Source organism: Marinitenerispora sediminis, assembly GCF_003336425.1.
In the GTDB taxonomy this organism is placed as follows: Bacteria; Actinomycetota; Actinomycetes; order Streptosporangiales; family Streptosporangiaceae; genus Marinitenerispora; species Marinitenerispora sediminis.
In genome coordinates, this window is record NZ_QEIO01000052.1 from 39,277 (window position 1) to 61,909 (window position 22,633).

The 22,633-nt window shown below is 74.5% G+C and carries 16 protein-coding genes, 1 pseudogene and 1 riboswitch; of the genes and pseudogenes, 8 read left to right on the plus strand and 9 right to left on the minus strand.

What is annotated here, in order from left to right:
• The first annotated feature begins 48 nt into the window (after positions 1 to 48).
• Entirely contained in the window at positions 49 to 1,584 is a 1,536-nt protein-coding gene (locus tag DEF28_RS29070) for an alpha/beta hydrolase-fold protein (protein WP_199493246.1), read from the plus strand.
• A gap of 319 nt (positions 1,585 to 1,903) precedes the next feature.
• On the opposite strand, the gene rocD is transcribed toward DEF28_RS29070, so the two are convergent.
• Positions 1,904 to 3,181 carry an ornithine--oxo-acid transaminase gene (rocD, locus tag DEF28_RS12360; RefSeq protein ID WP_114398473.1) on the minus strand — a complete coding sequence of 426 codons (1,278 nt, stop codon included), beginning with the start codon at positions 3,179 to 3,181 and terminating at the stop codon, positions 1,904 to 1,906.
• A gap of 423 nt (positions 3,182 to 3,604) precedes the next feature.
• On the opposite strand from rocD, the gene DEF28_RS12365 reads away from it, so the two are divergent.
• The 5 genes from DEF28_RS12365 (at position 3,605) to DEF28_RS12385 (ending at position 9,257) form a co-directional block, all read left to right on the plus strand.
• Complete coding sequence (locus DEF28_RS12365) at positions 3,605 to 5,326, plus strand: AMP-binding protein (RefSeq protein ID WP_114433362.1); 1,722 nt, start codon at positions 3,605 to 3,607, stop codon at positions 5,324 to 5,326.
• A gap of 95 nt (positions 5,327 to 5,421) precedes the next feature.
• Positions 5,422 to 6,948, plus strand: coding sequence for a serine/threonine-protein kinase (locus tag DEF28_RS12370; protein ID WP_147280170.1), 1,527 nt, complete (start codon positions 5,422 to 5,424; stop codon positions 6,946 to 6,948).
• A gap of 124 nt (positions 6,949 to 7,072) precedes the next feature.
• Entirely contained in the window at positions 7,073 to 7,540 is a 468-nt protein-coding gene (locus DEF28_RS12375) for a DUF6228 family protein (protein WP_181874366.1), read from the plus strand.
• A gap of 256 nt (positions 7,541 to 7,796) precedes the next feature.
• A riboswitch (TPP riboswitch) is annotated at positions 7,797 to 7,893 on the plus strand.
• On the plus strand, positions 7,883 to 8,689 hold the full coding sequence (gene thiD / locus DEF28_RS12380; protein WP_114399009.1) for a bifunctional hydroxymethylpyrimidine kinase/phosphomethylpyrimidine kinase: 807 nt from the start codon (positions 7,883 to 7,885) through the stop codon (positions 8,687 to 8,689). (Overlaps the previous riboswitch by 11 nt.)
• Before the next feature lie 133 nt (positions 8,690 to 8,822).
• Positions 8,823 to 9,257, plus strand: a complete 435-nt coding sequence (locus tag DEF28_RS12385) for a hypothetical protein (RefSeq protein WP_114399008.1) — start codon at positions 8,823 to 8,825, stop codon at positions 9,255 to 9,257.
• A 31-nt stretch (positions 9,258 to 9,288) separates the two neighbouring features.
• Here DEF28_RS12385 and DEF28_RS12390 read toward each other — a convergent pair whose 3' ends face one another.
• From DEF28_RS12390 to DEF28_RS12405, 4 genes are all read right to left on the minus strand, one after another.
• Positions 9,289 to 10,692, minus strand: coding sequence for an alanine/glycine:cation symporter family protein (locus DEF28_RS12390; RefSeq protein ID WP_233515258.1), 1,404 nt, complete (start codon positions 10,690 to 10,692; stop codon positions 9,289 to 9,291).
• Positions 10,693 to 10,838: 146 nt separating this feature from the next.
• Entirely contained in the window at positions 10,839 to 12,266 is a 1,428-nt protein-coding gene (locus DEF28_RS12395; RefSeq protein ID WP_114399007.1) for an alanine/glycine:cation symporter family protein, read from the minus strand.
• A 181-nt stretch (positions 12,267 to 12,447) separates the two neighbouring features.
• The gene (locus tag DEF28_RS12400) at positions 12,448 to 12,705 is read right to left on the minus strand and encodes a DUF6457 domain-containing protein (RefSeq protein WP_114399006.1); all 258 of its coding nucleotides are present in this window, start codon (positions 12,703 to 12,705) and stop codon (positions 12,448 to 12,450) included.
• A gap of 42 nt (positions 12,706 to 12,747) precedes the next feature.
• Entirely contained in the window at positions 12,748 to 14,283 is a 1,536-nt protein-coding gene (locus DEF28_RS12405) for an OFA family MFS transporter (RefSeq protein WP_233515259.1), read from the minus strand.
• 1,461 nt (positions 14,284 to 15,744) lie between these two features.
• Between DEF28_RS12405 and DEF28_RS12410 the strand changes: the two genes are divergently transcribed.
• Positions 15,745 to 16,950 (plus strand): glycosyltransferase family 4 protein, encoded by a 1,206-nt coding sequence (locus DEF28_RS12410; protein WP_114399004.1) that lies wholly within the window; start codon positions 15,745 to 15,747, stop codon positions 16,948 to 16,950.
• Here the strand turns inward: DEF28_RS12410 and DEF28_RS12415 are convergent.
• Entirely contained in the window at positions 16,910 to 18,196 is a 1,287-nt protein-coding gene (locus tag DEF28_RS12415; protein WP_114399003.1) for a pyridoxal phosphate-dependent aminotransferase, read from the minus strand. The genes DEF28_RS12410 and DEF28_RS12415 overlap by 41 nt on opposite strands.
• A 137-nt stretch (positions 18,197 to 18,333) precedes the next feature.
• Between DEF28_RS12415 and DEF28_RS12420 the strand changes: the two genes are divergently transcribed.
• Positions 18,334 to 19,299: a LysR family transcriptional regulator gene (locus DEF28_RS12420; protein WP_114399002.1), complete on the plus strand. Its 966-nt coding sequence runs from the start codon at positions 18,334 to 18,336 to the stop codon at positions 19,297 to 19,299.
• A gap of 880 nt (positions 19,300 to 20,179) precedes the next feature.
• Here the strand turns inward: DEF28_RS12420 and DEF28_RS12425 are convergent.
• The 3 genes and pseudogenes from DEF28_RS12425 to DEF28_RS12435 form a co-directional block, all read right to left on the minus strand.
• Positions 20,180 to 20,518 (minus strand): hypothetical protein, encoded by a 339-nt coding sequence (locus DEF28_RS12425; RefSeq protein ID WP_233515260.1) that lies wholly within the window; start codon positions 20,516 to 20,518, stop codon positions 20,180 to 20,182.
• Positions 20,519 to 20,721: 203 nt separating this feature from the next.
• The gene (locus tag DEF28_RS12430) at positions 20,722 to 22,029 is read right to left on the minus strand and encodes a glycosyltransferase (protein WP_114399001.1); all 1,308 of its coding nucleotides are present in this window, start codon (positions 22,027 to 22,029) and stop codon (positions 20,722 to 20,724) included.
• A pseudogene (locus tag DEF28_RS12435) lies at positions 22,026 to 22,633 on the minus strand (DMT family transporter); the annotation flags it as partial. The pseudogene DEF28_RS12435 and the gene DEF28_RS12430, both read right to left, overlap by 4 nt.

Here is a 22,633-nt window from a genome sequence, read left to right on the forward strand (position 1 = left end):
TTCACCACTGTTGAGGATGGTGGGGGGCGGTCTGCGAGAGGAGGTCCGGTGACCGGTACATGGTTGGTCGGCGGTGTCGTCGCGGACGGATCGGGCGCTGACCCGACCGCAATCGATGTGTGCGTGCAGGACGGCGTGATCACCGCGATCGGGCGCGCGCCGTCGGGCGCGGCGGTCGTCGACCTCAGTGGCATGGCTGTGACCCCGGGACTGATCGACGCACACGTCCACCTGGGTCTCGCGAGCCCGGTCAGAGCGCAGTTCGGGTTCCAGCTCTCGGCCCCCGAGCTCGCTGCCGACATCTTCGCCGCCGCGGGCCACGCCCTTGACGCGGGCTTCACCACGGTGTGCGACACCGGTGGCATCGACGGCGGAGTCGTCGGGGTCATCGCGAACGGCAAGGTGCGAGGTCCACGGGTGCTCTCGTGCGGTCCTGTGCAGTGCCAGACCGGGGGGCACGGCTACTACGGGGCCGCATGGGAGCCCACCGGGCTGTGGGACGCTCACCACATTCCCGGGCTCTGTGCCTTGTCGCTGATGTCGGGTAATGCCGATGAGCTTCGGGGCAATGTGCGCGAGTCGTTCCGTCGTGGCGCGAGTTTCCTGAAGCTGTGCGTCACGGGCGGTGTCGTCGGGGGGCGCGACCGTCTCGACGACACACAGTTCACGCACCCTCGTCGTCAAGGGCGGGCGCATCATGAAGGGAAGAACCCGATGAGCGAGATATTGCACGGCTGCTTGCCGGACACGGAGTACCTGGAGGTGACCGCCCGGTCAGGGCACCGCTACGGAGTATGGGTGACCACACCCCCCGGTTATGCGGACTCCACGGATCCCCTCCCGCTGATCTACGTGTTGGACGGTAACTGGACGGTCGGCCTCACCGCGCCCCTCATCGTCACCCAGGCGGACCCGTATCTGACGATCGCCCCCTACATCCAGGTCAGCATCGGGTATGCCGGTGAGGAGGCTGCGGCCTGGGCCCAGATTCGCAACCGCGACCTCGTGCCGCCGGGGGAACCTGTCGGTGACGACATGCTGGCTACCCTCACGGCGGCTCGCGATGCGGGTGCGATGACCCAGGAGCAGGTCGACGCCTACCTCGCGGAGCTGGAGGACTCCCACGCCGACGTCTTCCTCGACTTCCTGACCAGCGAGCTCCACCCTCACTTGCGGTCGAAGCTGCGTGTCAGCGAGTCCGGGCACGGCCTCTTCGGCTACTCCTACGGAGGTCTTTTCGCCCTCTACGCATGGCTGCGCGAGACCGGGCTCTTCGCGAGCATCGGTGCGGGCAGCCCCGGTGTGGCCAGTACGGACAGCCAGATCTTCACCCTCGTCGAAGCCCTGCCAGAACTCGGCGAGGACGCGGCCGCGCCACGGCTGCACATCACGCTGAACGAAGCCGAACTGCTCGGAGACATTCCGTTCTATCGCGGAATGGCCCGTAACGTCCTTACGACGGTGGAACAGCTGCACACCCAGGGGCGGTCAGCGCAGGTTTCGAACGTGCTGTTGCAGGAGACGCACGTCACCGGGCTGCAAGCATCATTCCTCAGCTACGTGAAGACATGCCACAGGCGCTAGCCAGCCGCGGCCGTGAGCGGCGCGATAGCTCATCCGCGGCCGTGAACGGAGGTCCGACGACCTGTTCGACCAGCCCATGGCGGCGCACCCGCACGGCCGATGAAACCCGGAGCGCACGCCGCGAGCGCGGCCGCGCGGACCGGCTCCGCGTCGGTGAGCTGGTCCGCGTGGCCGCGGGCGCGCCTCTGCCGCACCGGAGGCGCCGACCCGCCGTCCGGACGGACGACGCGCTCGCCGGGCACCGAAGTGAGCCGTCAGAGGCGGGTTCCCGGTGTCCGCCGCCACGGGCCCCCGCGGTCGGCGGACACCGCTCAGCGGCCTAGCGCGCTCCTCTCAGGTCGGCGAGCACCGCGACGACCTGGTCGAGGGCCCATTCGAGTTCCTCCTCGCTGATGACCAGCGGCGGGGAGATGCGGATGGTCGACCGGCGGGTCTCCTTCACGAGGACGCCGCGGGCGGCGAGGCGTTCGCACAGTTCGCGGCCCGATGCCAGGGACTCGTCGACGTCGATGCCGGCCCACAGGCCGATGCTGCGGGTGGCGACCACGCCGTCGCCGGCGAGGGAGGCGAGCCGGGCGCTGAGCAGCGTGCCGAGCCGGCGGGCCTGCTCCAGGTACGGCCCCTCGCGCAGCATCCGCACGACGGTCCGCCCCATCGCGCAGGCCAGCGGGTTGCCGCCGAAGGTGCTGCCGTGCTGGCCGGGCCGGATGACGCCGAGCACGTCGGCGTCGGCCACGACCGCCGACACCGGCAGGATCCCGCCGCCGAGCGCCTTGCCGAACAGGTAGACGTCCGGAACGACCCCGGTGTGCTCGCAGGCCCGGACGGTACCGGTGCGGCCGAGGCCGGACTGCACCTCGTCGGCGATGAGCAGCACGCGCTCGCGGTCGCAGATCTCGCGCAGCCGCGGCAGGTAGTCCGGCGGGGGCACGATGACGCCGGCCTCCCCCTGCACGGGTTCGACGAGGACCGCGGCGGTCGTGGCGTCGATGGCGGCGGCGACGGCCTCGGCGTCGCCGTAGGGCACGACACGGAAGCCGGGGGTGTAGGGTCCGAACCCGCCGTAGGCCTCGGGGTCCTGGGAGAAGGAGATGACGGTGGTGGTGCGGCCGTGGAAGTTGCCGCCCGCGACCACGATGGTGGCCTGGTCCCGGGGGACGCCCTTGACCTCGTAGCCCCACTTGCGCGCGAGCTTGATACCGGTCTCGACCGCCTCGGCGCCAGTGTTCATCGGCAGCACCTGGTCCTTGCCGACGAGTTCGGCGAGCGCGCTGACGAAGGGGGCGAACTGGTCGTTGTAGAAGGCGCGGCTCGTGAGGGTGATCCGGTCGATCTGGTGGTGCGCCGCCGCCAGCAGATCCGGGTTGCGGTGTCCGAAGTTCATGGCCGAGTAGCCGGCCAGGCAGTCCAGGTACCGGCGGCCCTCGACGTCGGTGACCCAGGTGCCGTCGCCCTCGGCGATGACGACGGGAAGGGGGGCGTAGTTGTGCGCCGAGTGCCGCTCGGCGAGTCCGATGTGCTGCGGGGTCGTGGTGAAGGGTCCGACGGGATCGCCGTCGCTGACCGTGTCGTGGCCCAGACTGCGGGTGTCGCTCATCCAGTTGCCTCCGATCACCGTTGATCGTCGTCCGATCATTGGATACCCGCGGCCGGACGGCGTGAAGCGCCGGCGCGGGCGCGGCCCCAGCAGTCGAACAGAGGCCGCGCGCCCGGCACAAGGGCGCGCCTTGGCCAGAGCACCGGCGGAGCGGCTGGCACATCACGCTCTTGCCGAAGGGGAGGCGCAGGTGTGCCGGACGTCCGGATTGGACGTGACGTGCCCCACATCGCGCCGGCGGGCCGGCGCGGCGCTGTCCGTGCCTCCTCCCCGCGGCGGCGCCGGACGGCGCCCGCCACCAGCGGATCCGGCGGCGGCGCGCCGTCCGGCGACGCCCCACCCCGCCCGGACGTGACGCGGCCCATACCTGGAGGATCGGTCCCTGTAGCGGTCCAGGGGTAAGACTGCGATCAAGGGGCGAGGATGACCGAAACTCGATGTTCAGCGGCGGTGGCGGCCGGGTCCGGGGATGCCGCGGACGGATTCTCGCTGTCCGCCCTGCTGGCCGCCGTCGCCGCCGCCGTACCGGAGCGCACCGCCGTCGTCGCGGGGCGGCGCCGCCTCACCTTCGCCGCGCTGGACGAGCGCGCCACCCGGATGGCCCGGCACCTGCGGGCCGCGGGGATCAGCCCCGGCGAGCACGTCGCCGTCCTCTCCTTCAACCGGGCCGAGTGGCTGGAGTCGGCGTTCGGCGCGCTACGCGCCGGCGCGGTGCCGGTCAACGTCAACTACCGGTACGTGCCCGGCGAGCTCCGGCATGTGCTGGCCGACGCCGACGCGGTCGCCCTCATCGCCGAGCGCGCGCTGGCCCGCCGGGTCGCGGGCATCCGCCACGACCTGCCGCTGCTCCGGCATGTGCTGCTGCTCGACGACGGCACCGAGCCCGCCGCCGACCCGCTCCCAGGCACCGGGGGCACCGGGGGCACCGGGGGCACCGACTACGAGGCTGCCCTCGCCGCCGCCCCGGACGGCGCGCTGCCGCCCACGAGCGGCGCGGACCGCTACCTGCTCTACACCGGAGGCACCACCGGCTACCCCAAGGGGGTCCTGTGGCGGCAGGAGGACATCTTCCGGGCCGCGCTGGAGCCCCGCCGGCGCGGAGCCCCGCGCGCCCGCTCCGCGGCGGAGCTGGGCGAGCGCGCCCGCCGGGCCGAGCCGCGCCCGATGCTGGTGCTCGGCCCGCTGATGCACGCCGCCGGCCAGTGGAACGCCCTGGCGACGCTGTTCAGCGGCCAGACCGTCGTCCTCAACACCGACCGCACCTTCGACCCCGGCCGGGTGCTGGACCTGGCGGAGCGGGAGCGGGTGCAGGTCCTCCAGTGCGTCGGCGACGCGATGGCCCGGCCCATCGCGCTGCGCCTGCGCGCCGAGCCGGACCGCTGCCCCGAACTGGCCTCCGTGACGTCGGGCGGCACGCCCCTGACGCCGGCGGTGCGCGCGCTGTGGCGGTCGTGGCGGCCGGGCATCGCGCTGCGCGACAGCTACGGCGGTTCGGAGACCGGCGTGTGCGGTGCGTCGCAGGCCGACCACGCCGGGGACGGCGACGTGCGCCGGTTCACCATGGGCGCGAGCGTCGCCGTGCTGGACGCGGAGCTGCGCCCGCTTCCGCCCGGCTCGGAGCAGGTCGGCCGTATCGCGCGCACCGGCCGGATTCCGCTGGGCTACTACAACGACCCGGTCGCGACCGCGCGGACGTTCCCCACCGACCCCGGGGGCCGGCGCTGGGTGATGTCCGGCGACTTCGGCGCCGTGGCCGAAGACGGCTCGATCGTGCTGCTCGGCCGGGGCGCGTCGGTGATCAACACCGGCGGCGAAAAGGTGTACCCGGAGGAGGTCGAGTCGGTGCTGAAGGCGCATCCGGCGATCGCCGACTCGATCGTGGTCGCCGCGCCGGACGAGCGCCTCGGCCAGCGCGTCGCGGCCGTGGTGTCGCTCGCCGCCGACGACCGGCCGTCGGGCGATCAGCTGCGGGACTTCTGCCGCGACCGGCTGGCCGGCTTCAAGGTGCCGCGGCGCATCCACGTGGTGCCCGAGGTGAAGCGCACGGCCGTCGGCAAGCAGGACTACCGGTGGGCGGCCGCGGTGGTGCGCGGATCGGCGGGCCTGCTGGACGGCCCCGGGCCGGCCGCCGGCGCCGGGCGCTGACCGGGGCGTCGCCGTCGGCGGTGACGGTGCGCGGCCGGTTCCGGTTCCGTACGGCCCCTGTGCGGGCAGCGGCGCCGCGACTACTGTCTTACGTCATGTCCCCCACCACGATCGCGGACCGCTACCGGCTGCTCGAACCGGTCGGGCATGGCGGCATGGGCACCGTCTGGCGGGCCGAGGACGCCGTCCTGGGGCGGCAGGTGGCCGTCAAGGAGGTCCGGCTCTCCCCCGGCCTGGAGCCGGCGGCACGCGAGGAGCTGCTGCTGCGCACCATGCGCGAGGCGCGGATCTGCGCGAAGCTGAGCCATCCGTCGATCGTCACCGTCCACGACGTCGTGCGGGAGGGCGACCGGCCGTGGATCGTGATGGAGCTGGTCCCCGGCCGGGGCCTGGACGCGGTCGTGCGCGAGGACGGCCCGCTACCGGCGGGCCGGGCCGCCGGGATCGGCCGGCAGCTGCTCTCGGCGCTGGGAGCGGCGCACGCGGCGGGGGTGGTGCACCGCGACGTCAAGCCCTCCAACGTCCTGCTGCTCGACGACGGGCGGGCGGTGCTCACCGACTTCGGCATCGCCGTCGCCGACTCCGAGGAGCCGCTCACCCTCACCGGCCAGCTGCCCGGGTCGCCCGGGTACGTGGCGCCGGAACGGCTGGTGGACGGCACCGCGACGCCGGCGGCCGACCTGTGGTCGCTCGGCGCCACGCTCTACTTCGCGGTGGAGGGCCGGCCGACCCACCAGCGCCCGACGCCCGCCGCGCAGGCGGCGGCGGTGATCGACGAGCCGCCCGACCCGCCGGTGCGGGCCGGAGCGCTCCAGCCGGTGCTGGAGGGCATGCTGCGGCGGGACCCGGAGCTGCGCCCGGCCGCGCCGGAGCTCGACGCGGCGCTGGCCGCGGTCGCGGCGGCCGGCGGCGCGGCGGACGCCACGCCGACCGGGCTCGACCTCTCGCAGTTGGCTGGCATGCGCCCGGCCGTTCCGGCGCGGAGCGGCGGGGGGACCTCCGACGAGGAGCCGGCGGACGGGGAGCGGTCGCACCGCCGCCGGTTCTGGGCCGCACTCGGCACGCTGGCGGCCGGGCTGGTGTCGCTCGTGCTCGCGCCGCTCGTGGTGGAGTACCTCTCCAAGGAGCTGTTCCCCGATCCACCGCCGACGCCGACGCCCACCTCCGACGTCACCGGGTCCCCCGTCTCGCCGTCGGCGGCCCCCGATGGGTTCGTGTACCACGAGACCGCGGGGTTCCGCCTCGCGGTGCCGGAGACGTGGTCGGTCGGGGAGAGCGACGACGGCGGCCTGGAGTTCACCGCGAGCGAGGGGCATCCGCACGTAAGGTTCCGCGAGGTGGACCTCGACGGCATGGCCCCGTACGACTTCCTCGCCGAGCGCACCGACGCGGTCGACGGCGAACCCGTTCGGCTGGAGGAGGTCGGGCATCCGGCCGGCGAGGCGGCGCTGCGGACGTGGCGCAACGACGCGGGCGGCCCCACGATCATGATGACGTGGCTGCTCGTGCGCGGCGACGACGGCACCGAGATCCTCGTGGCCTACGGCGACGACGCCGCCGGGTGGCAGAGCGGAGCGGGCACCCGCGAGGCCGTCATGGATTCGCTGCGGCCCGTCGAGTGAGCCGCGCGGCGGACTCCAGCCGAGCGGAGCCGGCGGGCGCCGCCCGGGTCCGCTAACGCGGAGATCACGAGAGCAGCGCGCCCTTCCCGATCGGCGACACCCGCCAGGCGCCTAGCCTGTCCGTGTGATCGACTACGACGCTTCAGGGGGACTGGTCCTCCGGGTGGGGCAGCCCGGATCCCGTGCGCTCCATCTGCTCTTCTCGGATCGACTACGGCCGTTCAGGGAGGATTACGGAGAAGACGACCCGGTACTCGACCTCTTGGTGACAGCGCGCGGAGAGTGGGCGCGGGTCCAGACGTCGGTGCGGACCTTCAACGGCGACGGCCTCTGCACCTTCCTCTTCTCAGCGGCCGAGGACTTCCGAGGCTGGGCAGGGGCGCGTACCTGGCATTCCATCGAGCGGCAGCTGACGCTCTCGGCCGAGCACCGGTCCGGTGGACACGTCCACCTGACGTGGGGCGTCCACGGTCGTCCCCCGTACGGGCGATGGGATTTCGCGACCACCACCGTGCACGCGGCCGGTGAGGAGATGCGGAAACTCGCCTCCGATTTCCGGGAATTCTTCACGGCAGAGATCGAGCAGCCCTAGACGGCCGTAACCGCCCCTGGCCGCCCGCCGTGGCGGTTTTCCATGCCCGGCCGCGCGCGAGGCGTCTCCGGCGGAGGTGACGGCCCGACGCACGTGGCCGGACCAGACCGCCTCTGGCCCCGGAAACGCCACCGGCCCCGCCTGGCGGGGCTGCCACCCAGGCCCCTGGTGGAGTGTTCCCGCCGCAGACCGCAGCGGGCGGCCCGCCACCGCCAGGCGGAGCCGGCGGGCGCCGCCCGGGTCCGCTAACGTGGGGGCGAATGGCGCGGGGTGCCGGACGCTGGTCCGGCTGAGATCACACCCGGGAACCTGCTCTAGCTCGCACTAGCGAAGGGACGCCGAATGCCAGCGAGCCGCAACATCCTGTCCATCGCCGGAACGGACCCCAGCGGCGGAGCCGGGATCCAGGCCGACCTCAAGGCGTTCTCCGCCCTCGGCGGGTACGGCATGACGGTGGTGACCGCCCTGGTCGCGCAGACCACCACGGGCGTCCGCGAGGTGCTGGAGGTGCCGCCGGAGTTCGTCACGAGCCAGCTGGCCACGCTGCTCGACGACGTCCGGGTGGACGCGGTGAAGATCGGCATGCTCAACTCCACCGGGGTCGTGGACGCGGTCGTGCGGGCGATCGACGCCTACCGGCTGCCCAACGTGGTGGTCGACCCGGTGATGGTCGCCAAGAGCGGCGACCGGCTGCTGGCTCCGGAGGCGATCGACGCGGTCCGCTCCGAGCTGCTGCCGCGTGCGGACCTCGTGACGCCGAACCTCCCCGAGGCCGCCGAGCTCCTCGGCGAGCCGCCCGCCGGCGACCTCGACGGGATGCGCGCGCAGGCCGAGCGGCTGCTGAAGCTCGGCCCCCGCCGCGTCCTGCTCAAGGGCGGCCACCTGGCGGGCCCGCACTGCGTCGACCTGCTCGTCGGGGCTGACGGCACCGCCGAGACGCTCACGGCCGAGCGCGTGTCGACCGAGAACACCCACGGGACGGGCTGCACCCTCTCCTCGGCCATCGCCGCACTGCGCCCGCGGCGCCCCGGCTGGCCGGAGGCGGTGCGCGAGGCCAAGGGCTACGTCACCGAGGCGCTGCGCCGCGCGGACGACCTCGACGTCGGACACGGCAAGGGGCCGGTGCACCACTTCCACGCGTGGTGGTGAGGACGGCCGGCGGGGGCACTCCGGCGGGGCTCGCCGGGCCCCGCGCCGGGGCGGGAGCGCCCTTGTCCGGCGGGTGGGCGGCGGGGCAGAATCCGCGTACCCCCGTCCACAACAGAACACGGCGCCGCGCACCATGGATTTCATCGACTTCACGTCCATCGAGACGATCGCCATCGCACTGATCGGCCTGATCGGGGCGCTCGCGAAGCTCGTGACCCCGAGCCCGAAGAAGACGCTCCGCGACGACATCAAGGCGGACCTGGAGATCCTGCGGGACCTGCCGGCGGAGTCCGGCGCGCGCACGGAGATGCTGGACCACATCGACGCGATGGTCCGGCGGCTGTCCGAGGAGCGGGACCGCCGGCGCGATCCCGTGGGGATCGTCTTCGGCGTCTGCGTGATCCTGGCCGCGTCCGCCCTCGGGATCTGGGCCGTCAACATGGGCGGCTGGGCGGCGTGGCTCTGCGTTCCGCTGGCCGTCGGCTTGTTCATCTTCGGCTCGATCGGCCTGACCGCGGACATGACCGGGAGTGGCCGCAAGCCGAAGGACGGCGGGAAGCCGGGGTGAGGTCCGGGAGGAGCGGCCGGCGGACCCCGCGTTAGGCCCGGACGTCCACCAGCGCGTCCGGGTCGCGCCAGTCGGGGCGGGCGAAGTAGCGCCGGGTCTCGGCGACGACCACGGGGGACAGCAGCAGGACACCCAGCAGGTTGGGCAGTGCCATCAGGCCGTTGGCGATGTCGGAGAACAGCCAGACCGTCCGCAGCTCCAGGACGGCGCCGACGTAGGCGAACAGCAGGAAGACCACCCGGTAGGGCATGACCGCGCGGCGGCCGGCGAGGAAGTCCACGCACCGCTCGCCGTAGTAGCTCCATCCCAGGATGGTGCAGAAGGCGAAGAAACAGACGCCGACCGCCACGACGTGGCCGCCCAGCGGCGCGAGTTCCGGGGAGATGCGCTCGTAGCCGGTGGAGACGGCGAGCGCTGTCATGGGAGCGCCCTCGACGTGGTCCGCCGTCCAGGCGCCGGTGACGACGATCATCAGACCGGTGAGGCTGAGCATGACCACGGTGTCGACGAAGGTCTGGGTCATGGACACCATCGCCTGGCGCACGGGGTGGTCGGTCCGGGCCGAGGCCGCGGCGATGGCGCCGGTGCCCATCCCGGACTCGTTGGAGAAGATGCCGCGCGCGAAGCCCCACTGGACGGCGGCGATCACGGTGGCGCCGGCGAACCCGCCGGTCGCGGCGGTGCCGGTGAACGCGTCGCTGACGATGAGGGCGACCGCGGCCGGGATCTCGGCGGCGAACACGACGAGGACCAGCACGTTGGACGCGATGAACGCCAGGCACATGAACGGCACCACGACCGCGGCGAACCGGCCGATCGACCTGATGCCGCCGATCGCGACGGCACCGAGCACCAGGACCATGACCGCGCCGCTGGCCCACGGCGGTACGCCCCAGACGGCCTCCAGTTGGCTGGAGACGCTGTTGGCCTGGGCCATGTTGCCGATACCGAACGCCGCCACGGCGCCGAAGACGGCGAACGCGACGCCGAGCAGCCAGCCCAGCCCGCCGCCGAGGCCCCGGGTCAGGTAGAACATCGGGCCGCCGCTCATCTCGCCCTTGGAGTCGGGGCGGCGGTACTTCACGCCGAGCAGCGCCTCGCTGTACTTGGTGGCCATGCCGAGCACCCCGGTGACGAACATCCAGAACAGCGCGCCGGGGCCGCCGAGCTGGATACCGGTGGCCACGCCGGCGATGTTGCCCACGCCGACCGTGGCGGCCAGCGCGGTGTTGACCGCCTGGAAGTGCGAGATGTCGCCCTCGGAGGCCCCCTTCTCGCTGCGGCGCACGAACGCCAGCCACAGGGCGTGCGGGAGCGTCCGGAACTGCACGCCGCCGAGCCGGAGGGTCAGGTAGGCGCCGCTGAGCAGCAGCAGCGGGATGAGCACGAAGGGGCCCCAGACGATCGGGGGGATCATCTCCAGGAGTCGCTGCACCGACGCCGCCTCTCCCCGTTCTCGTGACGCTGCTGGCCGTGTGATCACGCGGCGGAATGCTGGTTTTTATACCACTTGCGGGGATTTGTGGCTGCGGTAGACGCACGGGAACCCTGCCGACGCGTGCCGGCGGGTCCCCGCCGCGGTCAGCGTACGTCGACCAGCGGCGGCGACGCGTCGGGATCGCGCCAGTTCGGGTTCGCGAAGTAGGCCCTCGTCGCGGCCGCGACCACCGGGGAGAGCAGGAGCAGCCCGACCAGGTTGGGCAGTGCCATCAGGCCGTTGGCGATGTCGGCGAACGCCCAGGCCAGTTCCAGCGTGCTCGTGGCGCCGACGAACACGACCGCGACGAAGGCGAGGCGGTACGGCAGCACGGCCCGGCGGCCCAGCAGGAAGTCCATGCACCGCTCGCCGTAGTAGCACCAGCCGAGGATGGTGGTGAAGGCGAACACCAGCACGCCGACGGCGATGATGTAGCTGCCCCACTGACCGGGCAGCGCCTGGTCCAGCGCCCACGAGGTCATCGGGGCGCCCTTCAGACCGGAGTCCCGCCAGGCGCCGGTCACGATGATCGCCAGCGCGGTAAGGGTGACCATGATCAGCGTGTCGATGAAGGTCTGCGTCATCGACACCATGCCCTGCCGGACGGGCTGGTCGGTCCTGGCCGCCGAGGCGGCGATGCCTCCGGTGCCCAGGCCCGACTCGTTGGAGAAGATGCCGCGGGCGACGCCGTACTGGACGGCGGCCATCAGGGTGGCGCCGGCGAAGCCGCCCGCGGCGGCCGTTCCGGTGAACGCGTCGGTGACCACCATGGCGGCCGCGCCGGGCAGTTCGGGCAGGAAGACCAGCAGCACCGCGATGTTGGCGAGCATGTAGGCCACGCACATGAAGGGGACGAACGCGCCGGCGAAGCGGCCGATGGACCTGATCCCGCCGAGCCCCACGGCCGCCGTGGCGGCGAGCAGCACGGCTCCGGTGGCCCAGGCGGGGATGTCCCAGGTGCGGTCCAGCTGGGCGGCCACGGTGTTGGCCTGGACCAGGTTGCCGATGCCGAACGCCGCGACCGCCCCGAAGAGCGCGAACGCGGCACCGAGCACGGCGCCGAGGCCGCGCAGGCTGACGCCGAACACCGTGCGCTCGGCCAGGCCGTATCTGAGGTAGAACATCGGGCCGCCGCTCATCTCGCCCCTGGAGTCGGGACGGCGGTACATCACGCCGAGCAGCGCCTCGCTGTACTTCGTGGCCATGCCCGCCAGGCCGGTCACCCACATCCAGAACAGCGCGCCGGGGCCGCCGAGCTGGATGGCGGTGGCCACGCCGGCGATGTTGCCCACGCCGACCGTGGCCGCCAGGGCGGTCGCCAGCGCCTGGTAGTGCGAGACGTCGCCCTCGGAGGCCCCCTTCTCGCTGCGTCGGAAGAAGGCCAGCCAGAGGGCGTGGCCGATGGTGCGGAACTGCAGCCCGCCCAGCCGGACGGTCAGGTAGACACCCGTCGCCAGCAGCAGCGGGATGAGCAACTGGGGGCCCCAGATGAACTCCACCGCCGAGTCGAGGATGGATTGGAGTCGTGCCACGGAGGACGTCCTTCGTCGGTCGGGCGGGCGCTCGGCCGTCCCCGCCGCGCGGGGGCGGGGACGGCCGGTGCCGAGGCGGGCGCCGGGCACGGCCGCGGCGCCGGGGACGGGGGCACACGCCCCGTCGCCCCGGCGCCGCGAGTAACGCGCGTCCCGGTTCCGGGCGGCGGCCGGAGCCGGCTCAGCCGGTGCCCGCGCCCTCCTCCGGAGCCGCCTGGGCCAGCGCCAGCCGGCTCACCAGGGCGGCGGCCGCGTCGGGGTCGGCTCCGCGGCCGACCGCGATCCCGAGCAGGTAGGTGGTGAGCGGCGCGGCGGGCCGCGCCACCGAGTGCGCGGCGTCCTTGGCGAGGTCCAGGATGCGGTCCACGTCGGCCTTGCCGATCTCCTCCGACAGCTCCAGTTCCGCGCAGACGCGGTGCGCCCATTCCGTCAATGTCACCGATTGGCTCCTCTCAACTCACATACCTGCTCAGCTGGCACTTTAGCCCGCGAAGAGTTGCGTGGCCGTGAGCACGACACGGAACACGCCATAGCACAACAGGACGCCCACCACCGCCCACGAGGCGAGGAGCCGCACGCGGGGGCGCGGGGGCGCGGTCCGCTCCGCGCCCGGGCCGCTCGCCGCCGGTTCCGGCGCCGGTGCCGCCGCGGAGCCGGTCCCGGCGGCGGGCGCCGGCTCGTGGAACCGCTCGGCGACCGGGCGGACGCACAGGTTCGCCAGGAAGCCGACCACCAGCAGCCCGACCATGGTGAACAGCGGCGCCTGGTAGGCCGTCTGGGTGAGCGTGCCCGGCTCCCCCCTGGCGTCGAGGAAGGCGTTGACGATGAGCGGTCCGGCGATCCCCGCCGCCGACCAGGCCGTGAGCAGCCGGCCGTGGATGGCGCCCACCTGGAAGGTGCCGAACAGGTCGCGCAGGTAGGCCGGGATGGTGGCGAACCCACCGCCGTAGAAGGACAGGATCACGCAGGCCAGCGGCACGAACAGCCACGGCGAGGCGCCGCCGGCGGTGGCGAGGAGGGTGTAGAGCACCGCCCCAGCGCCGAGGTAGAGCAGGTAGATCGGTTTGCGGCCGACGGCGTCGGAGGTGGCGGACCAGACGAACCTGCCGGCCATGTTGAACAGCGACAGCAGCCCGACGAACCCGCCGGCGGCCACCGCCGTGACGGCGGCCCCGTCGCCGCCCCGGAAGAAGTCCTGGATCATGGGGCTGGCCTGTTCCAGGATGCCGATGCCCGCCGTCACGTTGCAGAAGAGCACGACCCACAGCAGCCAGAACTGCGGGGTCCGCACCGCGTTGCGCGCGGAGACGCTCGCGGTGGTGACGAGCGGCGCCGAGCGCTGCCGCGCCGGGTCGAAACCGGCCGGCCGCCAGCCCTCCGGCGGCACGCGGACCAGCAGCACGCCGATCGACATGAGCAGCGCGTAGCCTGCCGCGAGGGTGACGAACAGGCCGACGAGCGCACCGCCGGAGGCGACCGAGCCGGCCGCGGCGGGGTCGTAGCCGGGATCGTAGAGCGCCATGAGCTGGTTGGAGACCGGCGAGGCGACCAGCGCGCCGCCGCCGAATCCCATGATCGCCAGCCCGGTGGCCAGACCAGGCCGGTCCGGGAACCACTTGATCAGCGTGGAGACCGGTGAGATGTAGCCGATCCCCAGCCCGATGCCGCCGATGACGCCGTAGCCGAGGTACACCAGCCACAGCTGCCCGGCGGCGATCCCGAGCGCGGCGACGAGGAAGCCGGTGCACCAGCACACGGCCGACACCAGCATCGCCCGGCGCGGGCCGTTGCGCTCGACCCAGGTTCCGCCGACCGCCGCCGAGAGGCCGAGCATGACGATGGCGATGCTGAAGATCACGCCGATCGCGGTCTGCCCGGTTCCGAAGTGGGCGACCAGGGAGTTCTTGTACACGCTGGTGGCGTACACCTGCCCGATGGACAGGTGCACCGCGAGGGCGGCCGGGGGGATGAGCCACCGGCTGTACCCTGCGGGGGCGACCGCGCGTTTCCGGTCCAATGCTGTGAATAGGGACACAGCCTCACCCTCACCGCATGACCGCACACGGTCAACGCCCGTTTTCAAGACGTTATTCGGGTATCGCCGCTTTGCCGTTTTCACCCGGCCACCCGGCCAGCGGGCACGACCTGCCGTCTCCCCCGATCGCCCCGACGGGCAGCCCCCGCGCGGCGACCGGACGCGCCACCACGTCCGGCGCGCCCCGCCGACCGCCGTCCCACCAGTGGCCCGGCGGTCCGCTCCCCGAGTGGGCGGCGACCGCAGCCCGAGAACCGGATGACACATGGGCGCCGCCAGACCTGCCTGCCGCAGCGTCCACCGGGCCAGGACCGCCTCCGGGCGGCCAGGCCGAGGCCCCTGCCGGCGGACGTCCGGTCCACGCTCGCCTTCCGCGGACGCTGGACCCGCGCCGCCGCCATCGGCGCTCTTCCCGCCGAACCCCGCGTGCTCCGCGCGCGCCCCCGATCCCACCGGGGCCTCCGCCGCATAGCCCGGGCTTCCTCGGGCGCCTTCCCGGACGTCCGGGCTACGCAGCGGCGCAAGCGATGATGGCGCCGCCGGGGCCGGCGGCCGCCCGCCGGGCGCCCCGCGCGGCTGCGGGCGGCGAACGCCGCGCAGTGCCAGCGCGCCGGGCCGGGCCGGAGTTCCCTGCCCGGCCCGCTGCCCGGATCCGGTGCCGGCATACCGGGCGGAGGGCCACCGGAGCCCGGGCTCCACGCCGCCGCGGCCGGCATCGATCAAGGACGCGCACCCGGCCGGCGCCCCCACCGCCGGGGACCAAGGGGGCCGGAGACCAGCGTCCGCGGCAGGTCCGCTCGCCCGGTCCGGAGCGAACGACGCACCCCCGCCCGCGCTGGGGAGGCAGGTCCGGCCTCACCCGGGCCCGGACCCCCGGCGCGAGCGGCGGACGGTACCCGCACGGCCCCGGCGGCCCGCGTCACCATCGGTCACCGCCAGAGCCCACAGGCGTACCGCGCACACGCTCAGCGGACCCGAACCCCACGAGACGCCCCGAGCCAGCCGAACGAGCGCCGTGGGAGACCAGCGACGCAGAAGGACACCGGCGTCCGCGACGCCTCCGCGTACGGTCCGGACCGCACGACGCATCCCGCACGCGCTGGTGCCGCGGACCCGGCGGGACCGCACCAGTCCGGGACGCCCGCACCCCGCCGGCGGCGGTACCCGCGTGTCCGGACCACGCCCGCACCGCGTCACCACCGGATACCACCAGAGCCACACGCCCACGCGCCGGGCGCACTCCCCGGGACCGGGACGGCCGTGCGGAGAAGCGCTCCACGGCCGAGAGCCGCCAGCGGCGGCGTCGCCGCCCGATCGGGTGCTCGGTGCCGGGTGTTCACCGTCGCCCCCGGCCGCATTAACGTCGCGCGCCTAGCGTCGGAGCCGGCGCGTTCGTCGGACCGGGCCGCCGCCCGGTCGTTCCCCGGCTGCCGGAGGAGACCCATGCCAGCCGCCCCCGCCCCCGTCCCCCTTCCGACGCCGCCGTTGCGTGTCGCCCTGGTGGCGGAGTCGTTCCTGCCCCAGGTCAACGGCGTGAGCAACTCCGTCTGCCGTGTCGCCGAGCACCTGGCCGAGCGCGGTCACCGCGCCGTCATCCTCGCCCCGGGCACCGGCCCCACAAGCTACGCCGGCTTCCCGGTGCTGCGGCTGCCGAGCGTGCCGCTGCCGGGCTACCGCACCTTCCCGGTCGGCGTACCCGCACCGCGGCTGGTGTCCGCGCTCCTGCGGGGGTTCGCCCCCGACGTCGTGCACCTGGCGTCGCCCGCGCTGCTGGGGCACGCGGCCGTGGTGGCGGCGCAGCGGTGGGCATGGCCGACCGTCGCGGCCTTCCAGACCGACCTCGCCGGGTTCGCCCGCCGGCACGGCATCCCCCGGACCGATCTCATCTGGTCCTACCTCCAGCGGCTGCACGCCGCGGTGGACCGGACGCTCGCCCCGTCGTCGGCCACGCTGCGCGACCTCGCCGACCGCGGCTTCCCGCGGCTCGGGCTGTGGCCGCGCGGGGTGGACGGCGAGCGGTTCCACCCGCGGCACCGCGATCCCGAGCTCCGCCGGCGGCTGGCGCCGGGCGGGGAGCTGCTCGTCGGCTACGTCGGGCGGCTCTCCAAGGAGAAGCGGGTGGACCTGCTCGCGCATGTCGCCGGGCTGCCCGGCGTACGCCTGGTGGTCGTCGGCGACGGCCCCGAGCGCGGCCGCCTCGAACGCGCGCTGCCCGGCGCGCGGTTCCTCGGCCTGCTCACCGGTGCCGAGCTCTCGCGGGCCTATGCCGCGCTCGACGTCTTCGTGCACACCGGCGCCGACGAGACGTTCTGCCAGGCCGTCCAGGAGGCGCTGGCCTCCGGGGTGCCGGTGGTGGCGCCGGCCGCGGGCGGGCCCCTCGACCTCGTCGCCCCGGGCCGCAACGGCCTGCTGTTCCCGGCCGACGCGGCGGACGGCCCGCGCGAGGCCGTCCGCCGGCTGGCCGAGGAGGTCGAGCTGCGGCGCCGGCTCGCCGCCGCCGCGCGCGGCAGCGTGCGCGAGCGGACCTGGGAGTCGGTCAACGACCTACTGCTCGGGCACTACCAGGCGGTCATCGCCGGCGGCGCCGCGCAGCCGGCCGGCGTGCCGGTCAACGCGCTGCGGGCAGCGGGGCCGCCGCCGGCTGCGTGACCTCGGCGAGCACCTCGTCAAGGCGGTCGAGGTGTGCCCGGATCCACGGCAGCGCCAGCGGGTCCTCCGCCGCCAGCGATCCGTGGCGCTGCGCCTCGGTGTCGCCGTAGAGGAGGCTGGTGGCCACCCGCAGCCGCAGCGCGTGCGGGCCCTCGCCGAACTCCGCGGCCGCCAGCGTCCCCACGCCGTACCGGTCGAGCAGCAGCCGCGCGAGCTCGGGGCCGGTCGCGACACCGTGGTCGGCGGCGAGCCGCTCCCGCGCGCCCTCGAAGTCGGGGTAGAGGTAGAACGCCGCCCGCGGCGCGGCCACCAGGGCGCCCGCCGCGGCGAACCTGGCGGCGACCTCGCGCACCACGATGCCGTGCAGCCGGGCGCTGCGCCGCACGTGCCCGGTGATCTCAGCCGGCTCGGTGAAGGCGTGGGCCGCTGCCTGCTGGACGGGCGCCGCCGGGCTGGACCAGATCTCGCTGGCGACGCCGAGCAGCTCGGCGCGCAGCCGGTGGCCGGGCGCGCTGTCCGGGAGCCGCGCGACGCCGATCCGCCAGCCGCCCAACGCGAGGTTCTTGCTCAGGCCGGTGGTCACGACCGTCCGCTCGGGCGCGAACTCGGCGGCGCTGTGCACGGTCGTCGCGGCGTCGTGGACCAGGTCGCGGTAGATCTCGTCGGAGACCACCACCAGGTCCAGGTCGCGCGCGGCCAGCGCCAGCCGCTCGACGGTGTCGCGCGCCGCGACCGTGCCGGTGGGGTTGTCGGGCGTCGTGACGATCACGGCGCGGACGTCGCGTCCGGCGGAGCGGGCCTCGACGACCGCGGACCGCAGCCGGTCGGGGTCGGGGACGCCGCCCTGCCCGGGCAGGGTCGGCACCGGCAGCGGCCGGTGGCCGGCCAGGTGGGCCTGCGCCGCGTAGCTCACCCAGCTGGGCGCCGGGACGGCCACGTCGCCTCCGATGCTCAGCAGCAGTCCGTACAGCAGCGGCTTGCTGCCCGGCCCGGCGACCACCAGGTCCGGCTCCGTGGGCAGACCGCGGCGCTCCCAGTACCCGGCCGCGGCGGCGCGCAGCTCCGGGGACCCGGCGACCGGGCCGTAGGCGTTCCTGTCACCCCCCGCCGCGAGTGCGTTCCGCATGGCGGGGTGAACGGGCAGTCCGGCCTCGCCGAAACCCATCGGCAGGACCGGCAGCCCCTGGCGCCGCCGCTCGCTCAGGGCCTCGTTGACGGCGAGTGTGGCGGACACGGTGACAGACATGGAGAGATCAGCTCCGCATGATCCGGTGGACGTTACGGCCGGTCAGGCGCTTGGCGCGGCCGGCCCGCCATCAACCCTGCCCACTCCCGGCCATCAGTACAAGCGAGTCTTTTCGATGGACAGCGTAAACTTTCCTTATGCTCGACCTTCGCCGGCTGCAACTGCTCAGCGAGTTCTCCCACCGCGGCACGATCGCGGGGACGGCCGCCGCGCTCGGCTACACGCCGTCGGCCGTCTCCCAGCAGCTGTCCACGCTGGAGCGGGAGGTCGGCGCCCAGTTGCTGGACCGCACCGCCCGCAGCGCCGAGCTGACCGACAGCGGCCAGCTGCTGGCCGCGCACGCCGAGCAGATCCTGGCCATGGTGGAGGCCGCGGAGTCGGTGATGGCGGCCCAGACCGGGGTCGCGATGGGCCGGGTGACGGTCACCGCCTTCCCCACGGCCGCCATCGCGTTCGCGCCCGCGCTGGCGCAGAGCCTGCGGGTGCACGAGGGGATGCAGCTCGTGCTCCGGCAGAGCGCGGCACTCGGTGGGCGCCGCCAGGTCGCCGCCGGCGAGGTGGACATGGCGCTCGTGGACGACTGGTCCGGGGACCGGCCGACGACCGCCGCCGGCAAGCTGCGGTTCTACCCGCTGCTGCACGAGCCGATGGTCCTCGCCGTCCCGGTCGCACACCCGCTGGCCGACCCGGAGCGCCCGGTGGACCTGCGGCGGCTGCGGGACGAGTCGTGGCTGGCGGCGCCGCACGGCGAGCCGTCCCGGACCGCCACGGACCGGCTGCTGGCCGACGTCGGCGGTGCGCCGGCCGCCGCGTGGGAGTTCGAGGGGCCGGGAACGATCCTCAACCTGGTCGCCCGCGGCGTGGGCATCGCCGTGGTCCCCTCGCTCGCGGTGCTGTCCGGACCAGGTGGCCTGGCCTACCGGCGGCTGCCGCACGACGCCCCGATCCGCGACGTGTACGCGGTGGTGCGCGCCGCGAGCGTGCAGCGTCCGGCGATCCGCGTCACGCTGGAGGCGTGCTACGCCGCCGCCCGCGACGTCCAGCGGACCCTGGACTCCATCCTCGGCGAGCGCGCGTTCCCGCCCGAGCCGCCCACCGCGTAGCCGGCCCGGCGTGCCTGCGCCGCCCGGGGAACACACCGCAGGCACCCGCCCGGTGGCGCCTCCGGTGGTGCGCCCGCTCCGGGGTGGGCGCTCCGGTCCGCAACGCGGGGGCGCTGCCCGCCGCTCGGCCGGTCCGCGGCGTTCACGGGGCGCGGCGCGGGGCCAGGGCCGGACCGGCCTGCCCGCGGGCACCACCGGGGTGAGGGCTGCGGAACCGGACGCCGGCGCAGGGCCGGCGGCGCGGCTCCCCGGCGGCGCCTCACCGGCCATGCGGGCGGCCTCGGGGCCGACCGCGGCACCTGGCGGCGCCGGCGCCGCCGACCGGGCTCCGCCACGGCTCGCAGCGCTGACGGGGGCCGGTGTGCCGGCCGGTGGCCGTTTGCGGCCCCCGGCCCCTTGAGCGGGGAGCGGTCAGCCAGTGGTTCCGGGTGGCGCCGCGGGTCCTCGCGTGCGGGGCACGGCCTCTGTGTGCGGCATGGCGTTCCACGGCCGGTCCGGCAGGTGGCGGCCCTGGTCCTCTGCCGGAGCCTGCCGGGAGGGGGGTTGAGCCGCCGACTCCCGCGCGCCCGTCGCCCATCGGGCGGATGCGGACGTGCGCGGCTGGTACCGGGCGGGCGCGGCGGCAGGTGCCCGCTACGCTCCGGGTGCCAGGCGCGGCCACCGGCGTTCACGCACGCGGCCCCGGGCACATGGAGTGCGGCGCGTCCGCCAGCATACGGACCGCGGCTACGCAGACCGGTCCGGCGCCGGGAAGGCGGACGCGCCCCCGCCGGAGGGCCAGCGAGGCCTCGACGTCCCACCGGACATGGAGCGCGGCCAGAGCCGTGCCAGGGCCCGCGCCACCGCTCCCCGGCGCCGCCAGCAGGCCACCGTCAACGGCTCAGCAGCCCTCGCATCCCTCGGCGCGGCCGGTCACCGAACGGCCGCGCCGCTGGACGCGGTCGAGCCGACGTCGCAGCCGGCGGGCGATGTGCAACTGCCGGTCGCGGTCGTCCCTGGCGTTCCACCAGCGGGCGTACGCCTCGATCCGGTTGGCCCGCAGCTCCGCGAGCTCGGCCTCCAGGCGGCGCACCTCGCCCTGGAGGTGGGTGTGGTCGCGCTGGTGCTCCAGCATGGCGTCCTCGAAGTCCCGCGCCGCGAGCTCGGCGTGCCGGATCCGCGCGGACAGGACGTCCACGACCGCCCCCGCGCCCAGCCGGATTCCCGCTACGAACCACACACCGTCTGTGTATCCCAGGGCCCCTCCGTCACATCGAGGACCGGCGCAAAATGTACGGAAAGTACCAGATGACCGAAGTGCGACAGCGGACGTCCGCCGCCGAGTTCGGGTACGCTGCGGCCCCGGCCGCCCCGGCCGCCCCGGCGGACCCGCGGACCCGCGGGCCCGGAGACGGCGCTGCGGCACGGCGGCTCTCGCCCCGCCTACGCCGCCATCGCGGTGCGCCGGCGGGTCTGCGGCAGGCCGACGACCACCCGGCGGCGGGACTGCGCGCCGGGGCGGATCGGCCGCACGTCGGCGTAGATCTGCTCGAACCTGTCCAGCGAGCGCTCATGGTCGTGCTGCGCCGCGATCTCCCGGCTCGCCGCACCCAGGGCCGCGCGGCGCTCCGGCGACTCCAGCACCTGGAGGAGGCGCTCGGTGAGCGCGGCGACGTCGCCCGGCGGGTACAGGTAGCCGTTGCGTCCCGGGCGCACCAGGTGCGGGAGGGCGAGCGCGTCGGCCGCCACCACCGGGAGCCCGGTGGACATCGCCTCCAGGGTCGCGATGCTCTGGAGCTCGGCGACGCTGCCGATCGCGAAGAGGTCGGCCGCCACGTAGGTCAGCGGCAGGTCGGCGTCGGGGACGAAGCCGAGGAAGTGCACGCGGTCGGCCACGCCGAGCGCCTCGGCGAGCTCGCGCAGCTCGCGCTCGCGCTGCCCGGTGCCCGCCAGCGCCAGCTGGACGTCCTGCCGGTTGAGCACGCGGGGCAGGGCGCGGACCAGCTCGTCGATGCGCTTCTCGACGTCCAGTCGGCCGACGAACAGCATGGTCGTGCGGTCCGGCAGGCCGAAGAACGCCCGTGCCGCCGCCCGCTCGTCCGGCCGCGGCTGGAAGCGCCGCAGGTCGATACCGCAGGAGACGGCCTCGATCGGCCGGGTGAAGCCCTTGCCCGCCAGCAGCTGGGCGGCGCGCTCGGTGGGCGTGGTGACGTAGTCGGCCTCGTGGGCGACCGCGACCATGTCGCGCCAGGCGAGCGAGCCGACCACCTGGTGCAGCCGCTCGGGGACGTAGGCGTGCGCGAACAGGTTGTCCGGCATGAAGTGGTTGGTCAGCACCACGGGCGTGCCGGAGCGCCGGCCGCAGCGGATGGTGGCGCGGCTGATGGTGAAGTGGCTCTGCGCGTGCACCACGTGGGGGGCGAGCCGGTCGATCAGCCGCGCGACGTGCCCGGTGACGCCGAGGGGGACCGCCGTGCGCATCGTGGGGTGCACGAGCACCGGCGCCGAGCGCAGCCGGTGCAGGGTCACGCCGTCGCGGTACTCGATGCGCGGCTCCCCGTCGGCCGACGCGCACACGACGTGCACGTCGTTGCCCCGCGCGGCGAGCCCGGTGGCCAGCCGGTGGGTGAAGTAGCCGCACCCGTTGACGTCCGGCGGGTAGGTGTCGGTCCCGATGAGGACGCGGCGCGGCGCGTCGTCCGCGCGGCTCGCCTGGCCGGTATGGCTGCGGGAACGCTGGATGGCCGTCATGAGACTTCTCCTGAACTCGTGTGGACCAGATCGGATCCGGGTCTAGTAGGGTTTTCCGGCAGCCGCCGGTCCGCCTCGGGGTTGCGGTTCTCGGCCCGGGCCAGGACCGCGGTCCCGACGATGGCCAGGACGGCCGATCCCGCGGCCAGCAGCCGGTCCGGGGTCGTGGCGGGGACGCCCTCGCCGAGGAGCAGCGTGCCGATGGCCGCCCCGGTGACCGGGTCGACGACCAGCAGCGTCGCGTAGGCGGCGGCGAAGTGCCCCGTACGGTAGGCGTTCTGCTGGAGCAGGCCGCCGAACAGCGCCACCGCGACCGCGAGGACCGTCAGCCAGCTGAGCACCGCGGCGAGGTCGCTCGCGGTCGCCGCGGCCACCACCCGGGCCAGCGCCGACGTCGTGCCGAGCGCGACGCCCCCGAGGGCCGCGAGCAGCACGGCGCGGGCGCCGGCCGGGATCCGGTGCGCCGCCGCGTACCCCGCCGCGCCGAGGGCGACGACCGCGGCCACCAGCAGCACGGCGGTTCCGGTGGCCATCGCCGGGGCCGCGGACGTGTGGGGGAACAGCAGGAGCACCCCCGTGAGGCCGACCATGACCGCCGCCCCCG